This window comes from Actinoplanes couchii, from assembly GCF_016862075.1.
Taxonomy (GTDB): Bacteria; Actinomycetota; Actinomycetes; order Mycobacteriales; family Micromonosporaceae; genus Actinoplanes; species Actinoplanes couchii.
On sequence record NZ_BOMG01000126.1, the window covers coordinates 1 to 20082 of the forward strand.

Sequence of the window (20082 nt, forward strand, 5' to 3'; positions counted from 1 at the left end):
CCCGCACCGTCGGCGCACGTCGCCAGCCGCTCCGCCAACTCGGCGCGGTCGGCCGCCAGGAACGCCGCCCGGTGCGGATGAGCGGTCCGCGTGGTGGCCAGCGAGTACGCCACGTCGACCGCGCTGAGGCCGGGCCGCGAGTCCAGGAATGCGGCCAGGCGCCCGGCCTGAGCGGCCAGTCCTTCCCGCGTGCGGGCGGAGAGCAGCACGGGGAACGGCCCGGCTGCCTCGCCGGTGGGCGCGGGCGGTGCCGCCGGCGCCTCGCCGACGATCACGTGGCAGTTCGTCCCGCCCATGCCGAACGCGCTCACCCCGGCGACGAGTGGACGGTCGCCGTCCGGCCAGGCCGACCGTTCCCGCCCGACTTCGAGGTTGAGTTCGGTCAGCGGGATCCGCGGGTTCGGCGTGGCGAAGTTGAGGCTGGGCGGCACCTCGCGATGGCGTACGGCCAGGGCGGTCTTGATGAGGCCGGCCAGACCGGCCGCGCCCTCGAGGTGACCGATGTTGGTCTTGACCGAGCCCACCCGGACCGGACGGGCGCCACCGCGGAACACCTCGCCGAGGCCGGCCGCTTCGATCGGGTCGCCGACCGCGGTGCCGGTGCCGTGAAGCTCGACGTACTGCACCTCCCCGGCGCGCACGCCGGCCGATTCCTGCGCGGCCCGCACCACCGACGCCTGCGCGGCAGAGCTGGGCACGGTGAGGCCGTCGGTGGCGCCGTCGTTGTTCACCGCGCTGCCGCGGATCACGCAGTAGATCGGGTCGCCGGCCGCCATCGCGGCGTCCAGCGTCTTCAGCACCACCACCGTGGCGCCCTCGCCGCGGACGAAACCGTTGGCCCGCGCGTCGAACGTGAAACAGCGCCCGTCCGGTGAGAGCCCGCCGAAGCTCTCGGTGATCGCTGTGGACTCGGGCGCCACCATCAGGTTCACACCGGCGACCAGGGCCAGCCCGGTCTCACCACGGCGCAGGCTCTCGGCCGCCAGGTGGACCGCCACCAGCGACGACGACTGCCCCGTGTCGACCGTCAGGCTCGGCCCGCGCAGGCCCAGCGCGTACGACACCCGGTTGGCCAGCAGGCCGCGGTGCACGCCGGTCATGGTGTGCGGGCCGAGCGCGGCCGGCCCGGCAGCCGCGGTGACGCTCGACCAGTCGTCCCACATGGCGCCGGCGAGGACCGCGGCATCGGTACCCCGCAGACGATCGAGCGGCAGGCCGGCGTCCTCCAGCGCCTCGACGCACACCTCCAGCAGCAGCCGCTGCCGGGGATCCATGGCGGCCGCCTCGCGCGGTGTTATCCCGAAGTACGCGGCGTCGAACAGGTCCGGGCCGTCGAGAAAGCCACCCCAGGCCGGCGTGCCGGGCCGATCGGAGCGGGTGACCGCGCTGCGGCCGTCGCGCAGCAGGCGCCAGAAGGCGTCCGGGCCGTGCGCGCCGGGCAGCCGGCAGCCGATCCCGACCAGGGCGATCGCGGTCATCGCCGAGCCTCGACGGCCGCCGGGAGCACGGTGGAGACGGGCCGTTCGGGGTCGGCCGCCAGCGCGCCCAGCACCGCGGTGAAGTCACTGAGCAGCCGTTCGACGGTGGTCCGGTCGAACAGCGACGTCCGGTACAGCGCGTGCGCGGTGAGTTCACCGTCGTGGGACATCAGGGTCACCTCCAGCTCCATCCGGACCGTCACCCGGCGGTAGTCGAACGGCTCCAGCCGCGCGCCGGCCAGCGACACCCGCGTGGGTGAGGCGTTGATCAGCTGGAACATCACGCGGGCCGGCTGGTCGTCGCCGAGGCGCTCGACCAGCAGGTGGTAGGGCATGGCCTGATGCGCGTACGCGCCGGTGGCCGTAGCCGAGGCCCGGTCCAGCAGCTCGCGGCCGGTCGGGTCACCGCCGACGCGGGTACGCAGCAGCAGCATGTTGGCGAAGCCGCCGACCAGCGGCTCGATCTCGGCGCGGGTGCGACCGGCGACCGGCGACGCCACCACGACGTCGTCGTTGCCGGCGGCCGCGGCGAGGGTGAGCTGAAAGGCGGCGAGCAGCGTCGTAAACAGCGTGGTGTCCTGCTCGGCGCCCCACCGGGTGGCCGCGCGCACCAGGTCCGCGTCGATCGGCCACACGACCGAGTCGCCGCCGGGGTCGTCGGCGACGGTCCGCGCGCGGTCGGTGGGCAGCGCGAACGGCGCCCGCCCGGACAGCGTCTCCGACCAGTACGACCACAGGCGTTCGATGTCGAGGGCCCGGCGCTGCCACACCGCGAAGTCGGCGTACTGCACGGGCAGCGGGGACAGCCCGGGTTTCCGGTCTTCGAGCCGGGCCGCGTACGCGGTCGCGAGCTCGCCCCAGAGCAACTCCTGTGACCAGGCGTCGGTGGCGATGTGATGGGTGGTCAGCATGATCACGTGGCGATCCGGTTCGAGCCGCAGCACCCGAGCCCGCAGGATCGGCCCCCGAGCCAGGTCGAACGACCGGGCCGCCTCCTCCGCGGCGAGATCCCGGGCGGCCCGCTCGCGCTCCTCCGGCGTGCGGCCGGGCACCGGCTCGGCCACCAGCGTCACCGGGGTCACCGGGCCGATGTGCTGGGCCGTCCCGGTGACGGTCGTTCGCAGCGCCTCGTGCCGGCTCAGCAGCAGCGTCACGGCGTGACCGAGCGCGCCGAGGTCGAGCGGCCCGGCCGCCAGCATCATGAACGGCACATTCCACAGGGGACTCCCGGGTTGCCGTCCTTCCATCAGTAGGTAGCCCTCCTGGGCGTAGGACAGCGGCAGCGGCCGCTCCCGGCCAGCTGGCTCGACGCGTCCGGCCGCCGCCCGTGGGGCCTCGGCGAGCGCGGCCGCCACCGCGCGCGGGGTGCGCAGCCGGAAGACGTCCGCCAGGGGAAGCGGCACGCCGGTGGCGCCTTCGAGGCGGGTCACCACCTGGGTGGCCAGCAGCGAGTGGCCGCCGAGTGCGAAGAAGTCGTCGTCCACGCCGATCCGCCCGCCGCCGAACAACTCGGCGAAGACCGCGCAGACGGCGATCTCCTCGGCTGTGCGGGGCGCCACATATCCGGCGGTGACCTCGCCGCGCACGCCCGGATCGGGCAGCGCACGCCGGTCGATCTTGCCGGTCGAGGTGAGCGGGAACTCGGCCACGGTCACGAACGCCGACGGCACCATGTACTCCGGCACGGCCGCGGCCACGTGCGCCCGCAGCGAACCGGTGTCGGCACCGGCCACCGGCACCACGTAGGCCACCAACCGGCGGCCGCCGGCGCCGTCGGGCCGCGCGACGACCGCGGCCGCCGACACCGCGTCGTGCCGGCGCAGCACCGTCTCGACCTCACCGGGCTCCACCCGGAAGCCACGGATCTTCACCTGGTCGTCGGCACGGCCCAGGTATTCCAGCAGACCGTCGGTGCGCCATCGGCCGACGTCGCCGGTGCGATACATCCGGGCGCCGGGCTCGCTGTACGGGTCGGCGACGAACCGCTCGGCCGTCAGCCCCGGCCGGTCCACGTAGCCGCGGGCCAGTCCGGGCCCGGCCACGCAGATCTCGCCGGCCACCCCGGTCGGGACGAGCCGCATCAGCTCGTCGACGACGTAGATGCTGTGGTTCCACGTCGGCGCGCCGACCGGCGCCACGCCGGGCCACTCCACCGGATCCTCCGGCGCTGTGTACGCCGTAACCACCTGCACCTCGGTGGAGCCGTAGTGGTTGTGGATCCGCGGGCGCGGGCGACGTCCGGCCAGCGCGCGCAGGTCGTCGTCGAGCGAGAGCGCCTCGCCGGCCTGGCTGATGTGCCGCAGCGCGCTCAGGTCGGCACCGGTACGGCGGGCGGCCCCGGCGACCGCCCGGATCATGACGTTCGGCACGAACATCTGGTTGACCGCCGTACGGCTCAGCCAGCCGACGAACGCCACCGGGTCACGCCGGATCGCCGCCGGCGGCACCACCAGCGTCTCGCCGTACAGCAACGCCGACAGCACCTCCTGGACGTGCACGTCGAAGGTGAGCTCGGTGAACTGCGCAGTGCGGGTGCCCGGACCGCCCGGCACGGCCCGCTTCTGCCACTCGAGCATGTTGACCACACACCGGCCGGGCATCGCGATGCCCTTCGGCGTGCCTGTCGAGCCCGAGGTGTAGACGACGTAGGCGAGGTGGTCGATCGTGACGCCGGTGTCCGGTGGCGTCTCGGTGACCGCGCCGTCCAGCTCGACGACCGTGCGGACCGGCCCGTCGAACAGGCCACGCGCGCCGGGTTCGGTGACCACCACGTCCATCCGTGCGTTCGCGATGACGTAGCGGACGCGCTCGGCCGGGTGATCGGCGTTGACCGGCACGTACGCGGCGCCGGCCTGAAGGATGCCGACCAGTCCGACGATCATGTCGAGGCCGCGGGGCAGGCAGAGCCCGACCAGCCGGTCGGGTCCGGCCCCGGCCGCGCGGAGCCGGTGGGCGAGGCCGTTGGCACGGCTCAGCAGCTGGGCGTAGGTGAGCTTGTCGCCCTCGTACTCGACCGCGGTCAGCTCGGGCGTGCGGCGCGCCTGCTCCATGAGCAGGACCGGCAGCGGCGTCGCCGGGATGTCGCTCCGGGCGCCGGTGCCCAGGGCGAGCAGGGCGGTCCGTTCGGCGGAGTCACTGAGCGGGATGCCGGACAGCGGCAGGTCCGGGTCGGCGACCGCGGCGGCCAGCGCGGTGCCGAGGTGGCCGACGAGGCGGGCCGCGGTCGCGGGGCCGAAGAGCGAGCTGCTGTAGACCAACGGGCCGCTGATCATCCCGTCGTCCCGTTCGACCAGGTGCAGTTCGAGGTCGAGGCGTGTGCCGGCGGTGCCGGACTCGAACACCTCGGCGTCGGCTCCCGGCCACGGCATCCGGTCGAACGGCGTGTTGACGATCTGGAAGACCGCCTGCACCAGCGGATGCCGGGACAGATCGCGCTCCGGGGCCAGCCGCTCCACCAGATGCTCGAACGGCAGGCTCTGGTGCGCGAACGCGCCGAGCGCGGTCTCGCGTACCTGGCCGACGAGGGTACGGAACGACGGATCGCCGGACAGGTCGGTGCGCAGCACCACGGTGTTGACGAAGAACCCGAGCAGGTCCTCGACCTCGGGGCGCGGCCGGTTGGCGACCGGCGAGCCGACCGCAACGTCGTCGGCTCCGGCGTGCCGGCCGAGGACCAGCTGAAAGACGGCGAGCAGGACCATGAACACGGTCGCGTTCGAGCACTCGGCCAGTGCGCGCACCGCGTTCGCCACCTCGGCCGGGATGACCCATTCGACGGTGCCGGCGTCATGGGCGGCCACCGCGGGCCGGGCACGGTCGGCCGGCAGGTCGAGCACGAACGAGCAGCCGCTGAGCCGCTCACGCCAGTACGCCCACTCCCGCTCGTGCTCCGGGCCACTCGTCCGGTCACGCTGCCAGACCGCGAAGTCCGCGTACTGGATCGGCAGGGGCGCGAAGTCCGGCGCGGCCCCGGTGAGCGCGGCGTCGTACGCCCGCACCAGATCCCGCCAGAGCACCCCCAGTGACCAGGCGTCGGTGACCACGTGGTGCATGCCGAACGCGACCACGTGGTCGTCGTCGGCGAGCGCCACCACCAGCACGCGCAGCAGCGGGCCGGTGGTCAGGTCGAAGCCGCGGGCGGCGAGGGCCGCCACCGCCGTCGCCGGGTCGCCGGTGACGACCTCGAACGGCACCGGCCCGGCCGGCTGTACGACCTGGCGCGGTTCACCGCCGGAGGCGTCGAAGACGGTGCGCAGCACCTCGTGCCGGGACACCACGGCGGACACCGCGGTGCGCAGGGCGCTGACGTTCAGCGCACCGCGGAGGCGGATCGCCGAGGTGGCGTTCCAGGAATCGGTGCCGGGGGCGAGCCGGTCCAGGAACCAGAGCCGCCGCTGTCCGGACGAGAGTGGGAGCGGCCGGTCGCGGCCCACCGGCCGGATCGTGCCGGACTCCGCCGCGCCGGGCCGCCGGCGCGGCAGGGTCTCGGCGAGCGTGCGCGGGGTCGGGTTGCGGAACAGTGCTTCGAGGGACACGGCCAGTCCGGTGGCGGCACGGATCCGGGAGACGATCCGGGTGGCCAGCAGGGAGTGGCCGCCCAGGGCGAAGAAACCGTCGTCGATGCCCACCTCCGCCGCGCCGAGAACGTCCGCGAAGATGCCGCAGAGCAGTTCCTCGTCCGGTGTGCGGGGCGCGACCAGGCCGGGGCGCACGGCCGGGCCGGGGTCCGGCAGCGCCCGCCGGTCGACCTTTCCGGTGCTGGTCAACGGAAGCGCGGGCAGCACCACGAACGCGGACGGCACCATGTAGTCCGGCAGGGCGGCGACCGCGTGGGCGCGCAGTTCCTCCTCGCTCACGGGGGCGCCGGCCACGATGTAGCCGATCAGGCTGAGGCCGGCCGGACCGCCGTCCCGCGCGACGACGAGCGCCTGTGCCACCCGCTCGTGGTCGCGCAGTACGGCCTCGACCTCACCGGGCTCGACCCGGAAGCCACGGATCTTCACCTGTTCGTCGGCGCGGCCCAGGTATTCGAGGTTGCCGTCGGGGCGCCAGCGGCCGAGGTCGCCGGTGCGGTACATGCGGCTGCCGGGCGGGCCGTACGGGTCGGGCCGGAACAGCTCCGCGGTCAGGCCGGGGCGGTTCAGGTAGCCGCGGGACAGGCCGATGCCCGAGACGTACAGGTCGCCGGGCACACCGACCGGTACCGGCCGCAGCTGCCGGTCGAGGACGAGCACCCGACGATTGGGCAGCGGCCGGCCGATCGGGACGGCGCCGGCGGCCGGGCGGGACCGGGCGTTCATCCGGAACCCGGTGGCGATCACGGTGGCCTCGGTCGGCCCGTACACGTCGACGACCTCCAGGCCGGGATGCAGGTCGAGCAGGCCGGAGACGGTGGCCGCGGAGACCTTGTCACCGCCGGCCTGTACCTCGCGCACCGAGGCGAACGTCTCCGGGCACTCGTCGGCCAGCAGGTCGAGCAGACCCGGGGTGAGAAACAGCGCGGTGACCCCGTGCCGGCGGACGATGTCGTGGTACGTCGACGCGTCCAGGTCGCCGGGAGGCGCGAAGACGAGCGTCCCGCCACCGAGCAGCGCAGGCCACGTCTCCGCGGTGGACACGTCGAAGGCGTACGAGGAGTGCACCAGCACCCGTTCGTAGTGGCCACCGGTGAACAGCTCGTCGAGCGCGAAGCCCGCGACGTTGCGGTGGGTCACTCCGACGCCCTTGGGCCGGCCGGTCGACCCGGAGGTGTAGATGACGTATGCCAGTGAGCCGGGCCGTGCCCGCGGCTCCAGTGGCGTGCCGGGGTGGCCGGCGACGCTCTCGCGTACGTCCACGGCCACGATCCCGGTACCCCGTACGGCTTCGGCCGTCCGCTCCGGCCAGTCCGTGAGGACCAGGCGCGCGCCGGCCTCGGTGAGCATCGTGAGCCGGCGGGCAGCCGGGTTGCGCGCATCCAGCGGCAGGTAGGCACCCCCGGCCTTGAGCACCGCCAGCACCGCCGTCACCACGTCGGGCGAGCGGCCGAGGTCCAGGCCCACCACACCCTCGGCGGTCAGGCCGAGTTCCACGAGCCGGTGAGCCAGACGGTTCGAGGCGCGGTCGAGTTCCGCGTACGTCACCGTGTGGTCGTCCTGACAGGCGGCCACCGCGTCCGGCGTCCGCCGGGCCTGCTCGGCGAAGAGCTCGGTGAGCGTGGCGTCCGGAACCTCCGGTTCCGCGCCCTGCCAGCCGTGCAGGACCGCGTCGAACTCAGCCGGGCCGAGCAGCCGATAGGCACCGATCCGCCGGTCGGGATCAGGCAGGACCTCGCGGGCGGCCTCGGTGAACCGGTCGAGTAGCCGCGTCACGGTCGGCCGGTCGAACAGGGCGGCGCTGAACACCGCACGCCCGGCCATCGACCCGTCATCCTGCTCGACCAGGTGCAGTTCCAGATCGACCCGGGTGGACATCCGGTCGGGCGTGAACATCTCCACCGGCCCGGTCGCGTCGTCCAGCCGGCCGAACGACGGCGTGTTGACGATCTGGAACACCACCTGCACCAGCGGATGCCGGGACAGGTCGCGCTCCGGGGCCAGCCGTTCCACCAGATGCTCGAACGGCAGCTCCTGATGCGCGAACGCACCCAGCGCCGTCTCACGGACCCGGACCACCAGCTCCCGGAACGACGGGTCACCCGACAGATCCGTCCGCAGCACCACCGTGTTGACGAAGAAACCGATCAAGCCCTCCAGCTCCGGGCGCGGCCGGTTGGCGACCGGCGAACCGACGGCGACGTCATCGGTGTCCGCGGTGCGGCCCAACACCATCTGGAAGAGGGCCAGAAACACCATGAACAGCGTCGCGTCCGCACGCTCGGCCAGCGCTCGCGCCGTGGTCACCACATCGGCCGGCAGCCGGAAGTCGTACCAGCCGGCCTCGGGCGCGGCGACCGGCTGCCGTGGCCGGTCGGCCGGCAGCTCCAGCGGGACCAGGCCGGCCAGGACGTGTTGCCAGTAACCGGCCAGATCCGCCACGCGCTCGGTGGAGAGCCTGTCACGTTGCCAGACGGCGAAGTCGGCGTACTGCACCGGAAGAGGTTCCGGCGCCGGCGGTGAACCCGTCGCCAGCGCGGCGTACGCCGCCGACAGCTCGGCGCCGAGAACGCCCTGCGACCAGGCGTCGGTCACCGCGTGGTGCATGGTCACCGCGACGACGTGGTCGTCGGGGGCGAGCCGCACGAGCAGGGCCCGGACCAGGGGGCCGGTCGCCAGATCGAAGCCGCGCCCGGCGTCCTCGCCCACCCGGCGGCGGGCCTCCGCCTCGTCCGCGGCGTCGACGAGGGGTACCGGCACCGGCGCTGCCGGCCGGATCACCTGGACCGGCTCGTCGCCGTCCTCGCGGAAGACGGTGCGCAGCACCTCATGCCGTGCCACCACAGCGGACAGAGCGGCAGCGAGTACGCCGGCGTCGACCGGGCCGCGCACGCGAACCGCGAAGGGTACGTTGTACGCGCTGCCGCCGGGCGCGAGCTGGTCGACGAACCACAGCCGCTGCTGCCCGGACGAGAGCGGCAGCGGCCGGTCCCGGCGGGCCGGAGTGATGCGGCAGGTCTGCGTCCCGCCCGATGGCAGGGCGGTCGCCAGCGCCCGCGCGGTGGGATGCCGGAACATCTGCCCCAGCGGGACCTCGACACCGAGCCGCTCTTGCAATCGCGCCGCTGCCCGGGCAGCCATGAGCGAGTGGCCGCCGAGGGCGAAGAAGCCGTCATCGGGTCCGACCGCGGGCCGGTCGAGCACCTCGGCGAAGACCGCGCAGATGGCCCTCTCCCGGTCGGTCGCGGGGGCGGTTGCGCCGGCCTCCGTCTCCGGCCGGCCGGGGGCGGGCAGGGCACGGCGGTCGAGCTTGCCGTTGGCGGTACGCGGCAGAGCATCGACCATGACGAAGGCCGACGGTACGAGGTAACCGGGCAGGCGGTCCTCCAGAGCGGCGCGCAGCCGGGCGGACGGGTCGTCGCCGGGCACGGCCGGTACCACGTACGCGACCAGTCGCTTGTCACCCGGCCGGTCCTCACGGACGATGACGGCCGCGGCGGTCACCGGCTCCTGGCGCTCCAGGACGGCGGCGGCCTCGCCGGGCTCGATCCGCAGACCCCGGAGTTTGACCTGGTCGTCGGCCCGGCCGAGGTACTCGAGGACGCCCTCTGCGGTCCATCGCGCCCGGTCACCGGTGCGATACATCCGGCTACCGGGTGCACCGTACGGGTCGGCGAGGAACCGCTCGGCGGTCAGGCCGGGCCGGCGGTGGTATCCGCGTGCGACACCGGCACCGCCGATGAACAGCTCACCCGCCACGCCGTCCGGCACCGGCCGCATCCGACGGTCGAGTACGTACACCCGGCTGTTGTCGATGGGACGGCCGATCGGGACGGGACCGTGCGGCGACCGGTCGGCGGTCATCGCGTACGAGGTCGCGAAAGTCGTGGTCTCGGTCGGTCCGTACCCGTCGACGACGGTGATCGCCTGGTTCTCGGCCAGCAGCGCGGCCACCGCCTCGGGCGGCACCGCCTCGCCGCCGGTCCAGACCTCACGTACCCGGCCCTCGCGGAAGCATCCGGGATTCTCGGCTACCAGCGCGGAGAACAAGCCCGCGGTCAGCCACAGACCACCGACCCGCCCGTCCACGATGGCCCGGCCGAGCTCGTGCAGCCCGAGATCGCCGGGCGGCGCCACCACGACGCAGCCGCCGGCCAGCAGCGGTGCCCAGATCTCATAGGTCGAGGCGTCGAAGACGTACGGCGAATGCAGCAGGACTCGGTCGTGGTTGCCGTTGCGCCACCGTTCGTCCAGCGCGAGCGCGATCACGTTGCGATGGGTCACCACGACGCCCTTGGGTTCGCCGGTCGACCCGGACGTCGACATCACGTAGGCCGGGGCGTCCGGGTGCGGCCGCACGGCGGGCCGGGCCGACAGGCCGCCGGGCATCTCGACCGGCAGCACGGCGACGCCGTCGAACGAGTCCGGCCGGTCGCTGAGCACCAGTCGCGCACCCGATCCGGCGAGGATCTGCTGGGTACGAGCGCGCGGATCCCGGCGATCGAGGGGCAGGTAGGCGCCGCCCGCGGCGAGCACGCCGAGGATCGCCACGATCATGCCCGCCCCACGGTCGAGGTACAGCCCGACCGGTTCCTCGGCCGAGACCCCGGCCGCTCGCAGGCGGTGGGCGAGCCGGTAGGCACGCGCGGCGAGCTCGGCGTAGGTGACGCGGCCACCGCCGGGCAGGTCCAGCGCGACGGCTTGCGGGACGCGAGTCGCCACGTCGTCGAGCAGATCGGGCAGTGACGCCTCGGGCAGCGGCCGATCCGTGTCGTTGCGGGCACGCAGGACCTGGTCCCGTTCCCTCGTGCCGAGCAGTTCGACCGCCGAGGTCGGCCGGTCCGGGTCGGCGAGGACTTGGTCGAGGGCGCGACCGAGGTGATCGGCGAGGCGTTCGACGGTGGCGTCGTCGAACAGCGCACGACTGTGGACGATCCGCCCGTACAGGCCACCATCCGGCGCCGGGAACAGGTAGACCTCAAGGTCCATCCGGGTGAACTCACGGCCGGCCGGGAACATCGACGCGGTGGCGCCGGGCCACGCCGCGAGGTCGGGAACGCTGCCGGCGAGCTGGAAGACGACCTGGACCAGCGGGTTGCGGGACAGGTCGCGCTCCGGGGCCAGCCGTTCCACCAGATGCTCGAACGGCAGCTCCTGATGCGCGAACGCACCCAGCGCCGTCTCACGGACCCGGACCACCAGCTCCCGGAACGACGGGTCACCCGACAGATCCGTCCGCAGCACCACCGTGTTGACGAAGAAACCGATCAGGCCCTCCAGCTCGGCCCGCGACCGGTTCGCCACCGGCGAGCCCACCGCCACGTCGTCGGTACCGGCGTAGCGGCCCAGCACCAACTGGAACAGGCCCAGCAACACCATGAACGGTGTCGCGTTCTCCTGCTCGCCGAGCAGACGGACGGCGCGAGCCGCCGCCGGGGAGATCTTCCATTCGCACGAGCCGCCTTCGTACGCCGTCACTGCCGCGCGCGGCCGGTCGGTGGGCAGTTCGAGGGCGGCCGGCAGGCCGGCCAGTTGACGCCGCCAGTATGTCCACTGGCGGTCGAGGACCGGGCCGGCCAGCCACTGCCGCTGCCAGGCGGCGAAGTCCGCGTACTGCACCGGCAGCGGCGCCCAGGCCGGCTCGCTCCCGTCCGCCAGCGCGGCGTACGCCGTGCACAGCTCGGTCCACAGAATCGCCTGCGACCATGCGTCGGTGACCACGTGGTGCATGGTCAGCGCCAGGATCTGGTCGTCGTCGTCGGCCAGCCGGACCACCAGCGCCCGGATCAACGGCCCGCGGGCCAGGTCGAACGGCCGGGCGATCTCGGCGGCGACCAGGCGTGCCGCGGCGTCCTCGCCGGCTGCGACGGCGACGGCCACCGGCACCGGGCCCGGCGGCTGGATCAGCTGCGCCGGCTGGCCACCCTCGTCGGGGATGACCGTGCGCAACACCTCGTGGCGCTCGGCCACGGCGGCCAGCGCCGCGCCGAGCCGAGCCGGGTCGAGCGAACCGCGCATGCGCAGCGTCAGGGGCACGTTGTACGCCGCACCCGGGGCGAGCCGATCCACCAGCCACAGCCGCTGCTGCGCGAAGGAGAGCGGCAGGGTGGCATTACGGTCGGCACGCGGAATGGCGTCCGGGCCGGCGTCCCGAGTGTGCTCCCTGAGGCGGCGCAGCGCGTTCTGCAAGCCGGTCAGCGGTTCAGGAGCCATCGACGTCCACCTTCAGGTCAAGGTGCGTGTACATCTGCTCGGCGAGCTCGCGGTGCGTACCGCGGCCGCTGCCGGCGAACGCGGCCGCCACTTTGGCCTGCAACTCGGCCGGCTGGTCCTGGGACAGCTTGAACATGCTCTCCACCGCGTCGACGTGGATCTCCAGTGCGCCGACGGCTGGCACGATGCGCTCGAAGTATCCGATCGAACCGGTCATGTCCCAGCCCGCCCCGAAGCGGCGCTCGAGAACCTGCACCGTGTGCTTCACCACGCGCAGCGTGGGCTCACCGGCCTCGATCAGCCGCACCACGCCGTGCGCGTGGACGACGGTGAAGTTCCACGTCGGCGCGGCGGGACTGACGCCGTAGACGGTCGGTGACACGTAGCCGCGCGGTCCCTGGAAGATCACCAGAACCCGGACACCGTCGCGGAGCGACGCCCACAGCGGGTTCTTCCGGTTCATGTGCGTGAGGAGGGTGATTCCAGCGAGGTCGTCGTGCTCCTCGTCGGCGAGGACCACCGGCAGATGGGACGCCGACGGGGTATTCCCGGCGAGGATGAGACAGGCCAGAGGATTCGATCGCATCAGCTCGACGACGGGGCCGGCGTTCTCGATCGCGAAATTTCGGGGCACAAGCATGTGGCGTCCGATCCGTGGAGCGTGATCTCAGCGCTGCGAGGCGGCAAGGGTGTTCCAGAACAGCAGGTCGTAGCTCCGCAGCAGGCGGGCGTAGGACTGCGCCGTGTCAGGTCGCCAGCCACCGGCGAGGCGGTCGGCGAGGAGGGCCGCGCCCTGCTCCAGCAGCTGGGCGTTCGGCACGCTGAGCGCGTCGAGGAAGGCGGCGGACGCATCATCCAGGCCATGGTGCTGTCGCAGCGCCTTGGCCAGCCCGGCGAACCCCTGGCACCAGTGGGGGAGGTTGGCGAGCAGGCCGAAGACGACGTCCGCCGGGTCGGCGTTGAGCGCGAGCCAGCCGACGTACGACGGGTAGGCGCGGCACAGTGCGTCAGCCTCGGCGCTCAACGGCGGCGCGGTCTCCCGGTACGCGCTCGCGAGCGCCGGAAGGGCGGCCAGGCCCATCGTCTCGCCCATCGCGAGGCCGAGAAAAAACTGGCGCTCCGCGGCCGAGCGGCCGGCCAGAGTGAGGAAGCTGCCCTGATCGCTGGTGAAGATGACGGTCTCGGCGGCGACGTAGGCGAGCATCGTGGGCCGGGCGAGTTCACCCCGGGTGGCCAGTTCGACGAAGGTGTTGTCGCCCGGAGCTGGCACGAACTGGTCGGTGGCGGCCGCAAGCATCTGCCGCACATGGTCCGTCATGGTGTTTCCTTCCCCCGTTTGTTGTTCCGTGGTGCTGTCGTGCGGGCGGTCAGGCCATGGCCGCTCCGGCGACGGGCTGCCGGACGGGCAGCGTGGTCATGCCCCGGACCACCCGCGTCGGCCGGCGCTGCGCACCTTCGGCGAGCTGTAGATCGGGGAACTTCCGCAGCAGCACTCGCAGCGTCGCCGCGGCCTCGATGCGGGCCAGACCGGCGCCGACGCAGAGGTGGATACCGTCGCCGAAGGTCAGGTGTTTACGGCTGTTGGGCCGGGTGATGTCGAGCTCGGCGGCATCGTCGCCGAAAACGCGGGGATCCCGGTTGGCCCCGGCGACCACGACGAACACCGGCGCATCGGCCGGGATCTCGACGCCGCCCATGGTCACCGGCTCGGTGGTGACTCGCAGCAGGTACTGGACGGGAGCGTCCCAGCGCAGTACTTCCTCGACGGCACCAGAGATCAGCTCTGGGTCGGCCAACAGCCGCTGCCGCACGCCCTCGTTGCCGAGCACGGTCAGGACGCAGTTGCCGATGAGGTTGACAGTCGTCTCGAACCCCGCGCCGAGCAGTACACCGCAGGTGGCGATCATCTCGTCGCCGGTGAGCGGCTCGCCTTCGGGCGCGGCCTGCACCATGAAGCTGACCAGGTCGTCGCCCGGATCCGTGGTGCGCTTGTCGATCAAATCGTTGAAGAAGTCGCGCATCTCGATCAGCATCTGCCGGAAGTCGCGCAGGTCGCTCATCGTCCGAATGCCGTCGACCGAGGTGCCGATGATGCCACCCCAGCGCCGGAAGTCCTCGTAGTTGTCCTCGCCGATACCGAAGAAGGCGGCGATCACCCGGATCGGCACCCGGACGGACAGATCGTTGACCGCGTCCCAGCTGCCCCGGCGGCCGAGGTCGTCGAGGAGTTCCTCGAGCATGGCCTCGATCGTCTCGGTGCGCTGCCGGATGGCCCGGGGCGAGAACCACGGCGCCACCATGCGGCGCAGGCGGGTGTGGTCGGGCGGGTCCATCGACAGGAACGAGTCGTCCATCGGCACGATGAGCCTCCGGCCCTCGTCGTCGTGGACGGTGGTGTCGATCGGCTTGTGCTTGGCCACCGCGAAGGAGCCGAACCGCTTACTGTCGGAGAGGATCGCGGACGCCATGGCGTGATCGCAGGTGGCGAAGGCACCGATGCTGCCTTTCACTATCTCGCCACCAAATCTGATGCGTTCATAAATGGGGTACGGATCTTCCTCGGGTCGCCTCGAAATAAGACGGGCAACCGGATCTCCGGTCCGGGAAAGCAACCCCAACATCGAGCGAGAAATGAACATCTTCGTGGCCATTCCGGCCGCCCCCCACGCCATGCAACCGAGACTGCAAGTTGCATGACACGGATGTCAATGTGACCCAGATCACATAAATTCTCCCGCCCGGCCCGGCATCCGAAACGTCAAGAGAGATCGACGCGCGTGATCCATAGCCGGCGAGTGCGGGGTGCGGCACCGGAAGCCCGGCAGACCGGAACGACCAGATGGAAGTCGCGCCGGCAGGCACCACCGCAACCACGGTCACACCGCCCTCAAGATGACCATCACCCGAAGTGGACCAAAACACGAGTCCGCTCGTGGTTAACGTCTAAGCAGGTCGAAGCCGCTAGGGGCAACCCCTTAAAGCAGCCGATGATCGATCCTTGACGATCAAGGGGTTGCACCCGGAAGGCATCGATGGTCTATCGTGACTGAAGCGCAGGGAGACGATCATCTACCCGCCGAGCGGTTCGCCAGAGACGGCCACCACTCACGGAGGCGGCTCCAGGAAGCTCCCGCATTCGTCGAATGAATATGCATTCACCGTTGGCGCCGAGGCCGCGGTAAAACTCTTCGTATACGTAGCGTTACATGAATAAGAGAATCCGTGCGCCATCCCGGGGGAGCGTGAAATCGTTGGCCGATCCTCATCATGACGACCTGGCCGTAGTCGACTACTACGACATTGTCGGCCCCGTCATGCAGAAACTGTGGGACGACAATTTCCATTTCGGGTACTGGGACGGCCCCGGCGACACCAGCTCCGTCGCGGCGGCGACCGACCGATTCACCGACCTGGTGATCGGCCGGCTCGAGGCCGCCCCCGGCAGCCGCGTCCTAGACCTGGGCTGCGGCATCGGCAAGCCGGCCTTGCGCCTGGCTCGCGCCGTTGAGGTCGAGGTCGTCGGCATCACCATCAGCGCCGGTCAGGTAGAGCAAGCCAACGACCGGGCCCGGCGGGAGGGCCTGGCCGATCGGGTGAGCTTCCAGGTGGCCGACGGCACCGGCATGCCGTTCGCCGACGACTCGTTCGACGCCGTCCTGGCATTCGAGTCGATCCTGCACATGGACCGCGACCGGGCACTGCGTGAGGTGAGCCGGGTGCTGCGGCCGGGCGGCCGGCTGGTCGCGACCGACCTGGTGGAGCGTGCCGATCCCGATCAGGTGACGGCGCCGGCGAACGCCACGTTCACCCCGCTGCCGTTGCTGGCGCAGTATCGGCGGCTACTGAAGGACACCGGGCTAGAGCCGGTCGAGCTGCTGGATCTGACCGCCAACACGGTGCATCTCTCCCTGGCCCGGATGATGAACGCCTCCCCGGAGGACCAAGCGGCCTTCGCGACCGCCATGGCCCCGGCTGAGCAGCAGGCCGTCGCCGCGGCCAACATGCCGCTCAGTGCCGCCGCCGACCTGGGCTGCCTGCTGTTCGTCGCCACCGCCGCACCGGCCGGGGGCCGATCGTGACCGGTGTGCCGCGCATCTCCGATGCGGACCTGTGGATCCGTTCCTACCACCCGGCCGCCACGGCTACCACGAAGCTGGTCTGTCTGCCGCACGCCGGCGGCTCCGCCAGCTACTTCTTCCCCGTCTCAGCCCGGCTGAGCCCGGCGGTGCAGGTACTGGCGGTGCAATACCCCGGGCGTCAGGACCGTCGCGGCGAGCGGTGCATCAAATCGATCGCCGAACTGGCCGACGCCCTCGTCCCTTACGTGCTGGCCCAAGCCGACCGGCCGCTGGCGCTCTTCGGCCACAGCATGGGCGCCTCGCTCGCCTTCGAGCTCGCCCAGCGGCTCGAGGACCGGGCCGTCATACCGCTGGCCCTGTTCGTCAGCGGCCGGCGGGCACCCTCCCGTCACCACGTCGAGACCACTCACCAACTCGACGACGAGGGCCTACTCCGCGAGATGCGGGCACTCGGCGGCACCCATGCGTCGCTGCTCGTCGACGACGAGTTGATCCGGATGGCGCTGCCGGCGATCCGGGGTGACTACACAGCCGCCGAGACGTACCGGTGGGTGCCGGGCCCGCCGTTGCGGACACCGATCCACGTCTACACCGGGCGTTCGGACCCGCGGGTGACCCTCGACGAGGCCTCGGCCTGGCGCGAGCACACGACGGCGGGCTTCTCGCTGACCCCGTACAGCGGCGGGCACTTCTTTTTGAACGATCACGCAGCACAGATCACCGAAGCGATCGGCCGGGTCATCACCGCCGGCGTCTCTCCATGATCCCCGGGTTCGCGGAGACACTCGAGCAGGCCACGTCACCCGGCGAGGTCGCCGCGCTGCCGGTGCCCGGCAGCTACCGCGCCGCCGTCCTGCTCAAGGACGAGCAGACGATGTTCGACGGTGTCCCGGTCCGGGACCGCAAGCCTGCCGACTCCCTGCACGTCCGGCAGGTTCCGACACCGGATCCGGGCCCGGGCGAGGCGCTGATCGCAGTGATGGCCAGCGCGGTCAACTACAACACCGTGTGGAGCGCGCTGTTCACCCCGGTGCCCACCTTCGCGATGCTCGAACGATACGCACGCACAGGGGGTTCGGCGGCCCGGCACGACCTGCCGTACCACGTGGTCGGCTCGGACCTCGCCGGAGTCGTGCTGCGGACCGGCCCCGGGGTGCGGCGCTGGCGGGCCGGCGACAGGGTGGTCGCGCACTGTCTGTCGGTGGAGCTGGAGGATGCTGCCGGTCACGACGACAGCATGCTCGATCCCGAGCAGCGCATCTGGGGCTACGAGACGAATTTCGGCGGCCTGGCCGAGTTGGCCCTCGTCAAGGCCAACCAGCTCATGCCGAAGGCAGCCCACCTGACCTGGGTCGAGGCCGCCTCGCCCGGCCTGGTCAACTCGACGGTGTACCGCCAGCTCGTCTCCCACCACGGCGCCGGCATGAAGCTGGGCGACAACGTGCTGATCTGGGGCGCCGCCGGCGGCCTGGGCTCGTACGCCGTCCAGTACGCCTTGGCCGCCGGCGCGACTCCGATCTGTGTGGTCTCCAGCGAAAGCAAGGCCGAGGTGTGCCGGCGCATGGGCGCCGAGGCCGTCATCGACCGCGAGGCCGAGGGCTACCGCTTCTGGAGCGATGAACACACCCCGAACACCCGCGAATGGCGCCGCTTCGGTTCCCGCATCCGCGACCTGACCGGCGGGGAGGACGTCGACATCGTCTTCGAGCACCCGGGCCGGGAGACCTTCGGCGCCTCCGTCTACGTCGCCCGCCGCGGCGGCACCGTCGTCACCTGTGCGTCCACGAGCGGCTATCAGCACCAGTTCGACAACCGCTACCTCTGGATGAACGTGAAGCGCATCCTCGGCTCGCACTTCGCCAACTACCACGAGGCCTGGCAGGCCAACCGCCTCATCCTCCGCGGCCGCGTGCATCCCACCCTGTCCACGGTGTACGCCCTGGACGACGTCGGCCGGGCCGTCGACGACCTGCACCACAACCGCCACAAGGGAAAGGTGGGGGTCCTGTGCCTGTCCCCCACTGAGGACCGCGGCGTCACCGATCCCGCCACGCGCGATCACCACCTGACCGCCATCAACCGTTTTCGCTGACACCGGAGGCGCTGCTCGTGCCGAACACCCGTCACGCCGTCCTGATCAACCACGAGGAGCAGTACTCGCTCTGGCCGGAGTCCGCCGAACTCCCACCAGGCTGGCACGACACCGGCGTCCACGGCAGCAAGGAGGAGTGCCTGGCCCACATCGACCGGGTGTGGACGGACATGCGCCCCCTCTCTCTGCGCCAGGATTGACGGATACGGATTGCCGATTCCCCATAGATCGATAGTCTTGAGCTCATGAAGTCGATGCTGACCAATCCACGAACGGCTCGGCACCGCTCCTCGTTCGAGATCATGGGGGCAGACAGAGTGACCGAGGTCGTCGCGGCAGCCCGCCGGGCGACGACTGGATGGGCCGGTCTGGCCACTGCCGACCGCTCGCGGCGGATCTGGCACCTCGCCGCCGCGATCGAGGATCGGGCAGACGTTTTCGTCGCCGCCGAGCAGGCGGGTACCGGGAAACCCCGGCACGAGGCCGAGGCGGAGATCGCGGAGTGCATCGATCTGCTCCGGTTCTATGCGGGCGTGGTCCGCGGTGATCTGACCCCAGGCAGCGGGCACCGGCTGGCCGACCGGGAGAGCTGGGTCCGGTGGGAGCCTCTCGGCGTCGTGGCGGCGATCGTCCCGTGGAACTATCCGCTGCTGATGGCGGTGTGGCGGTGCGCACCCGCGCTCGCCGCGGGCAACACTGTGGTGCTGAAGCCGGCCGAGACCACTCCCGACAGCGTGCTCCTGGCCGCCGAGTGCGCCGCGGAGGCCCTCGGGCCGGGGGTGCTCACGGTGGCGACCGGGGACCGCGACACCGGGCGCATCCTGGTCGAGGCCGCTGTCGATGCCGTCGCCTTCACCGGCAGCCCCGTGGGTGGTCTCGACGTGGCATCCCGGGGCGGGCTGCGGCGGGTGAGCCTCGAACTCGGCGGCAACTGCCCGGCCATCGTTCTGCCGGACGCACCGGACGAGACCTACGTGTCTCTGGCCCGGGCCAGCACGCTCAATGCCGGCCAGAGCTGCGCGGCACCCGCCCGAGTCATCACCCTGCCCGATCAGTACGACACGGTGGTGAGCCGGCTCGGCGACGCGATGCGGGAACGTCGCGCCGGCGTCGATTTCGGGCCACTGAACAACACCGACCAGGCAGCTAGGTTCGACGCGATCCTGGACCGGAGTACTGCCAAGATTCGCCATTGCGGGCCGACGGCAGTCAGCCCCGATGAGTCCGAGGGGTACTGGCGCCCGTCGATCGTCCTGGCCGACCTGGACCCTGAGGACCCGGCAGTGCGTGAGGAGGTCTTCGGCCCGGTTCTGACCGTGCAGCGGGCCGAATCGCTGGAGGACGCCGTCGCGCTCGCTAACGGGGTTTCACAGGCTTTGGCAGCCAGCGTCTGGGGACGCGACGTGGGTCAGATCATGAGAATCGCCCGCGTGCTCTCCGCCGGCGAGGTCTGGGTGAACTGCCATCTGGAGCAGACCGGCGACCTACCGCACGGTGGGCGGAAGCAGTCCGGAAACGGCACGGACCTCAGCGTCCTGGCACTGGCCGAGTATCAACGACCCAAGACCATCACGGTCAACATCTCGTGACGGCTATGCCGGCGCCTATCGCGGATCTGGCGCGGCTCTCCGGCGAGGCCGTTCCGC

General features: G+C 71.6%; 10 protein-coding genes. 5 read left to right on the forward strand and 5 right to left on the reverse strand.

Annotated elements, in window-relative coordinates:
• The 5 genes from Aco03nite_RS48685 to Aco03nite_RS48705 all read right to left on the reverse strand — a co-directional run.
• A partial coding sequence (locus Aco03nite_RS48685; protein ID WP_239146056.1) for a beta-ketoacyl synthase N-terminal-like domain-containing protein occupies positions 1-1478 on the reverse strand: 1478 nt, incomplete at its 3' end.
• Entirely contained in the window at positions 1475-12265 is a 10791-nt protein-coding gene (locus Aco03nite_RS48690) for a non-ribosomal peptide synthetase (protein ID WP_203809330.1), read from the reverse strand. The genes Aco03nite_RS48685 and Aco03nite_RS48690, both read right to left, overlap by 4 nt.
• Positions 12255-12905, reverse strand: a complete 651-nt coding sequence (locus Aco03nite_RS48695; protein WP_203809332.1) for an FMN-binding negative transcriptional regulator — start codon at positions 12903-12905, stop codon at positions 12255-12257. Before Aco03nite_RS48695 ends, Aco03nite_RS48690 begins: the two co-directional genes overlap by 11 nt.
• 27 nt (positions 12906-12932) lie before the next feature.
• Positions 12933-13583 (reverse strand): hypothetical protein, encoded by a 651-nt coding sequence (locus Aco03nite_RS48700; RefSeq protein ID WP_203809334.1) that lies wholly within the window; start codon positions 13581-13583, stop codon positions 12933-12935.
• Between the two features lie 49 nt (positions 13584-13632).
• The gene (locus tag Aco03nite_RS48705) at positions 13633-14733 is read right to left on the reverse strand and encodes a cytochrome P450 (protein ID WP_203809336.1); all 1101 of its coding nucleotides are present in this window, start codon (positions 14731-14733) and stop codon (positions 13633-13635) included.
• Between the two features lie 783 nt (positions 14734-15516).
• On the opposite strand from Aco03nite_RS48705, the gene Aco03nite_RS48710 reads away from it, so the two are divergent.
• From Aco03nite_RS48710 to Aco03nite_RS48730, 5 genes are read left to right on the forward strand one after another with little or no spacing between them, the layout of a single operon-like run.
• The gene (locus Aco03nite_RS48710; RefSeq protein ID WP_203809338.1) at positions 15517-16344 is read left to right on the forward strand and encodes an SAM-dependent methyltransferase; all 828 of its coding nucleotides are present in this window, start codon (positions 15517-15519) and stop codon (positions 16342-16344) included.
• 5 nt (positions 16345-16349) lie between these two features.
• The gene (locus Aco03nite_RS48715; RefSeq protein WP_203809341.1) at positions 16350-17108 is read left to right on the forward strand and encodes a thioesterase II family protein; all 759 of its coding nucleotides are present in this window, start codon (positions 16350-16352) and stop codon (positions 17106-17108) included.
• Positions 17105-18436: a crotonyl-CoA carboxylase/reductase gene (gene ccrA / locus Aco03nite_RS48720; RefSeq protein ID WP_203809343.1), complete on the forward strand. Its 1332-nt coding sequence runs from the start codon at positions 17105-17107 to the stop codon at positions 18434-18436. Before Aco03nite_RS48715 ends, ccrA begins: the two co-directional genes overlap by 4 nt.
• Positions 18437-18453: 17 nt before the next feature.
• Positions 18454-18636: an MbtH family protein gene (locus Aco03nite_RS48725; protein ID WP_203809345.1), complete on the forward strand. Its 183-nt coding sequence runs from the start codon at positions 18454-18456 to the stop codon at positions 18634-18636.
• A 54-nt stretch (positions 18637-18690) separates the two neighbouring features.
• The gene (locus Aco03nite_RS48730; RefSeq protein WP_275415997.1) at positions 18691-20025 is read left to right on the forward strand and encodes an aldehyde dehydrogenase family protein; all 1335 of its coding nucleotides are present in this window, start codon (positions 18691-18693) and stop codon (positions 20023-20025) included.
• Positions 20026-20082 lie beyond the last annotated feature (57 nt).

Coding starts and splice junctions, on each gene's coding strand:
- Aco03nite_RS48695 (WP_203809332.1), bottom strand. CDS start 12,905: ATGCTTGTGCCCCGAAATTTCGCGATCGAGAACGCCGGCCCCGTCGTC.
- Aco03nite_RS48705 (WP_203809336.1), bottom strand. CDS start 14,733: ATGGCGTCCGCGATCCTCTCCGACAGTAAGCGGTTCGGCTCCTTCGCG.
- Aco03nite_RS48700 (WP_203809334.1), bottom strand. CDS start 13,583: ATGACGGACCATGTGCGGCAGATGCTTGCGGCCGCCACCGACCAGTTC.
- Aco03nite_RS48690 (WP_203809330.1), bottom strand. CDS start 12,265: ATGGCTCCTGAACCGCTGACCGGCTTGCAGAACGCGCTGCGCCGCCTC.
- Aco03nite_RS48730 (WP_275415997.1), top strand. CDS start 18,691: ATGCTGACCAATCCACGAACGGCTCGGCACCGCTCCTCGTTCGAGATC.
- ccrA (WP_203809343.1), top strand. CDS start 17,105: ATGATCCCCGGGTTCGCGGAGACACTCGAGCAGGCCACGTCACCCGGC.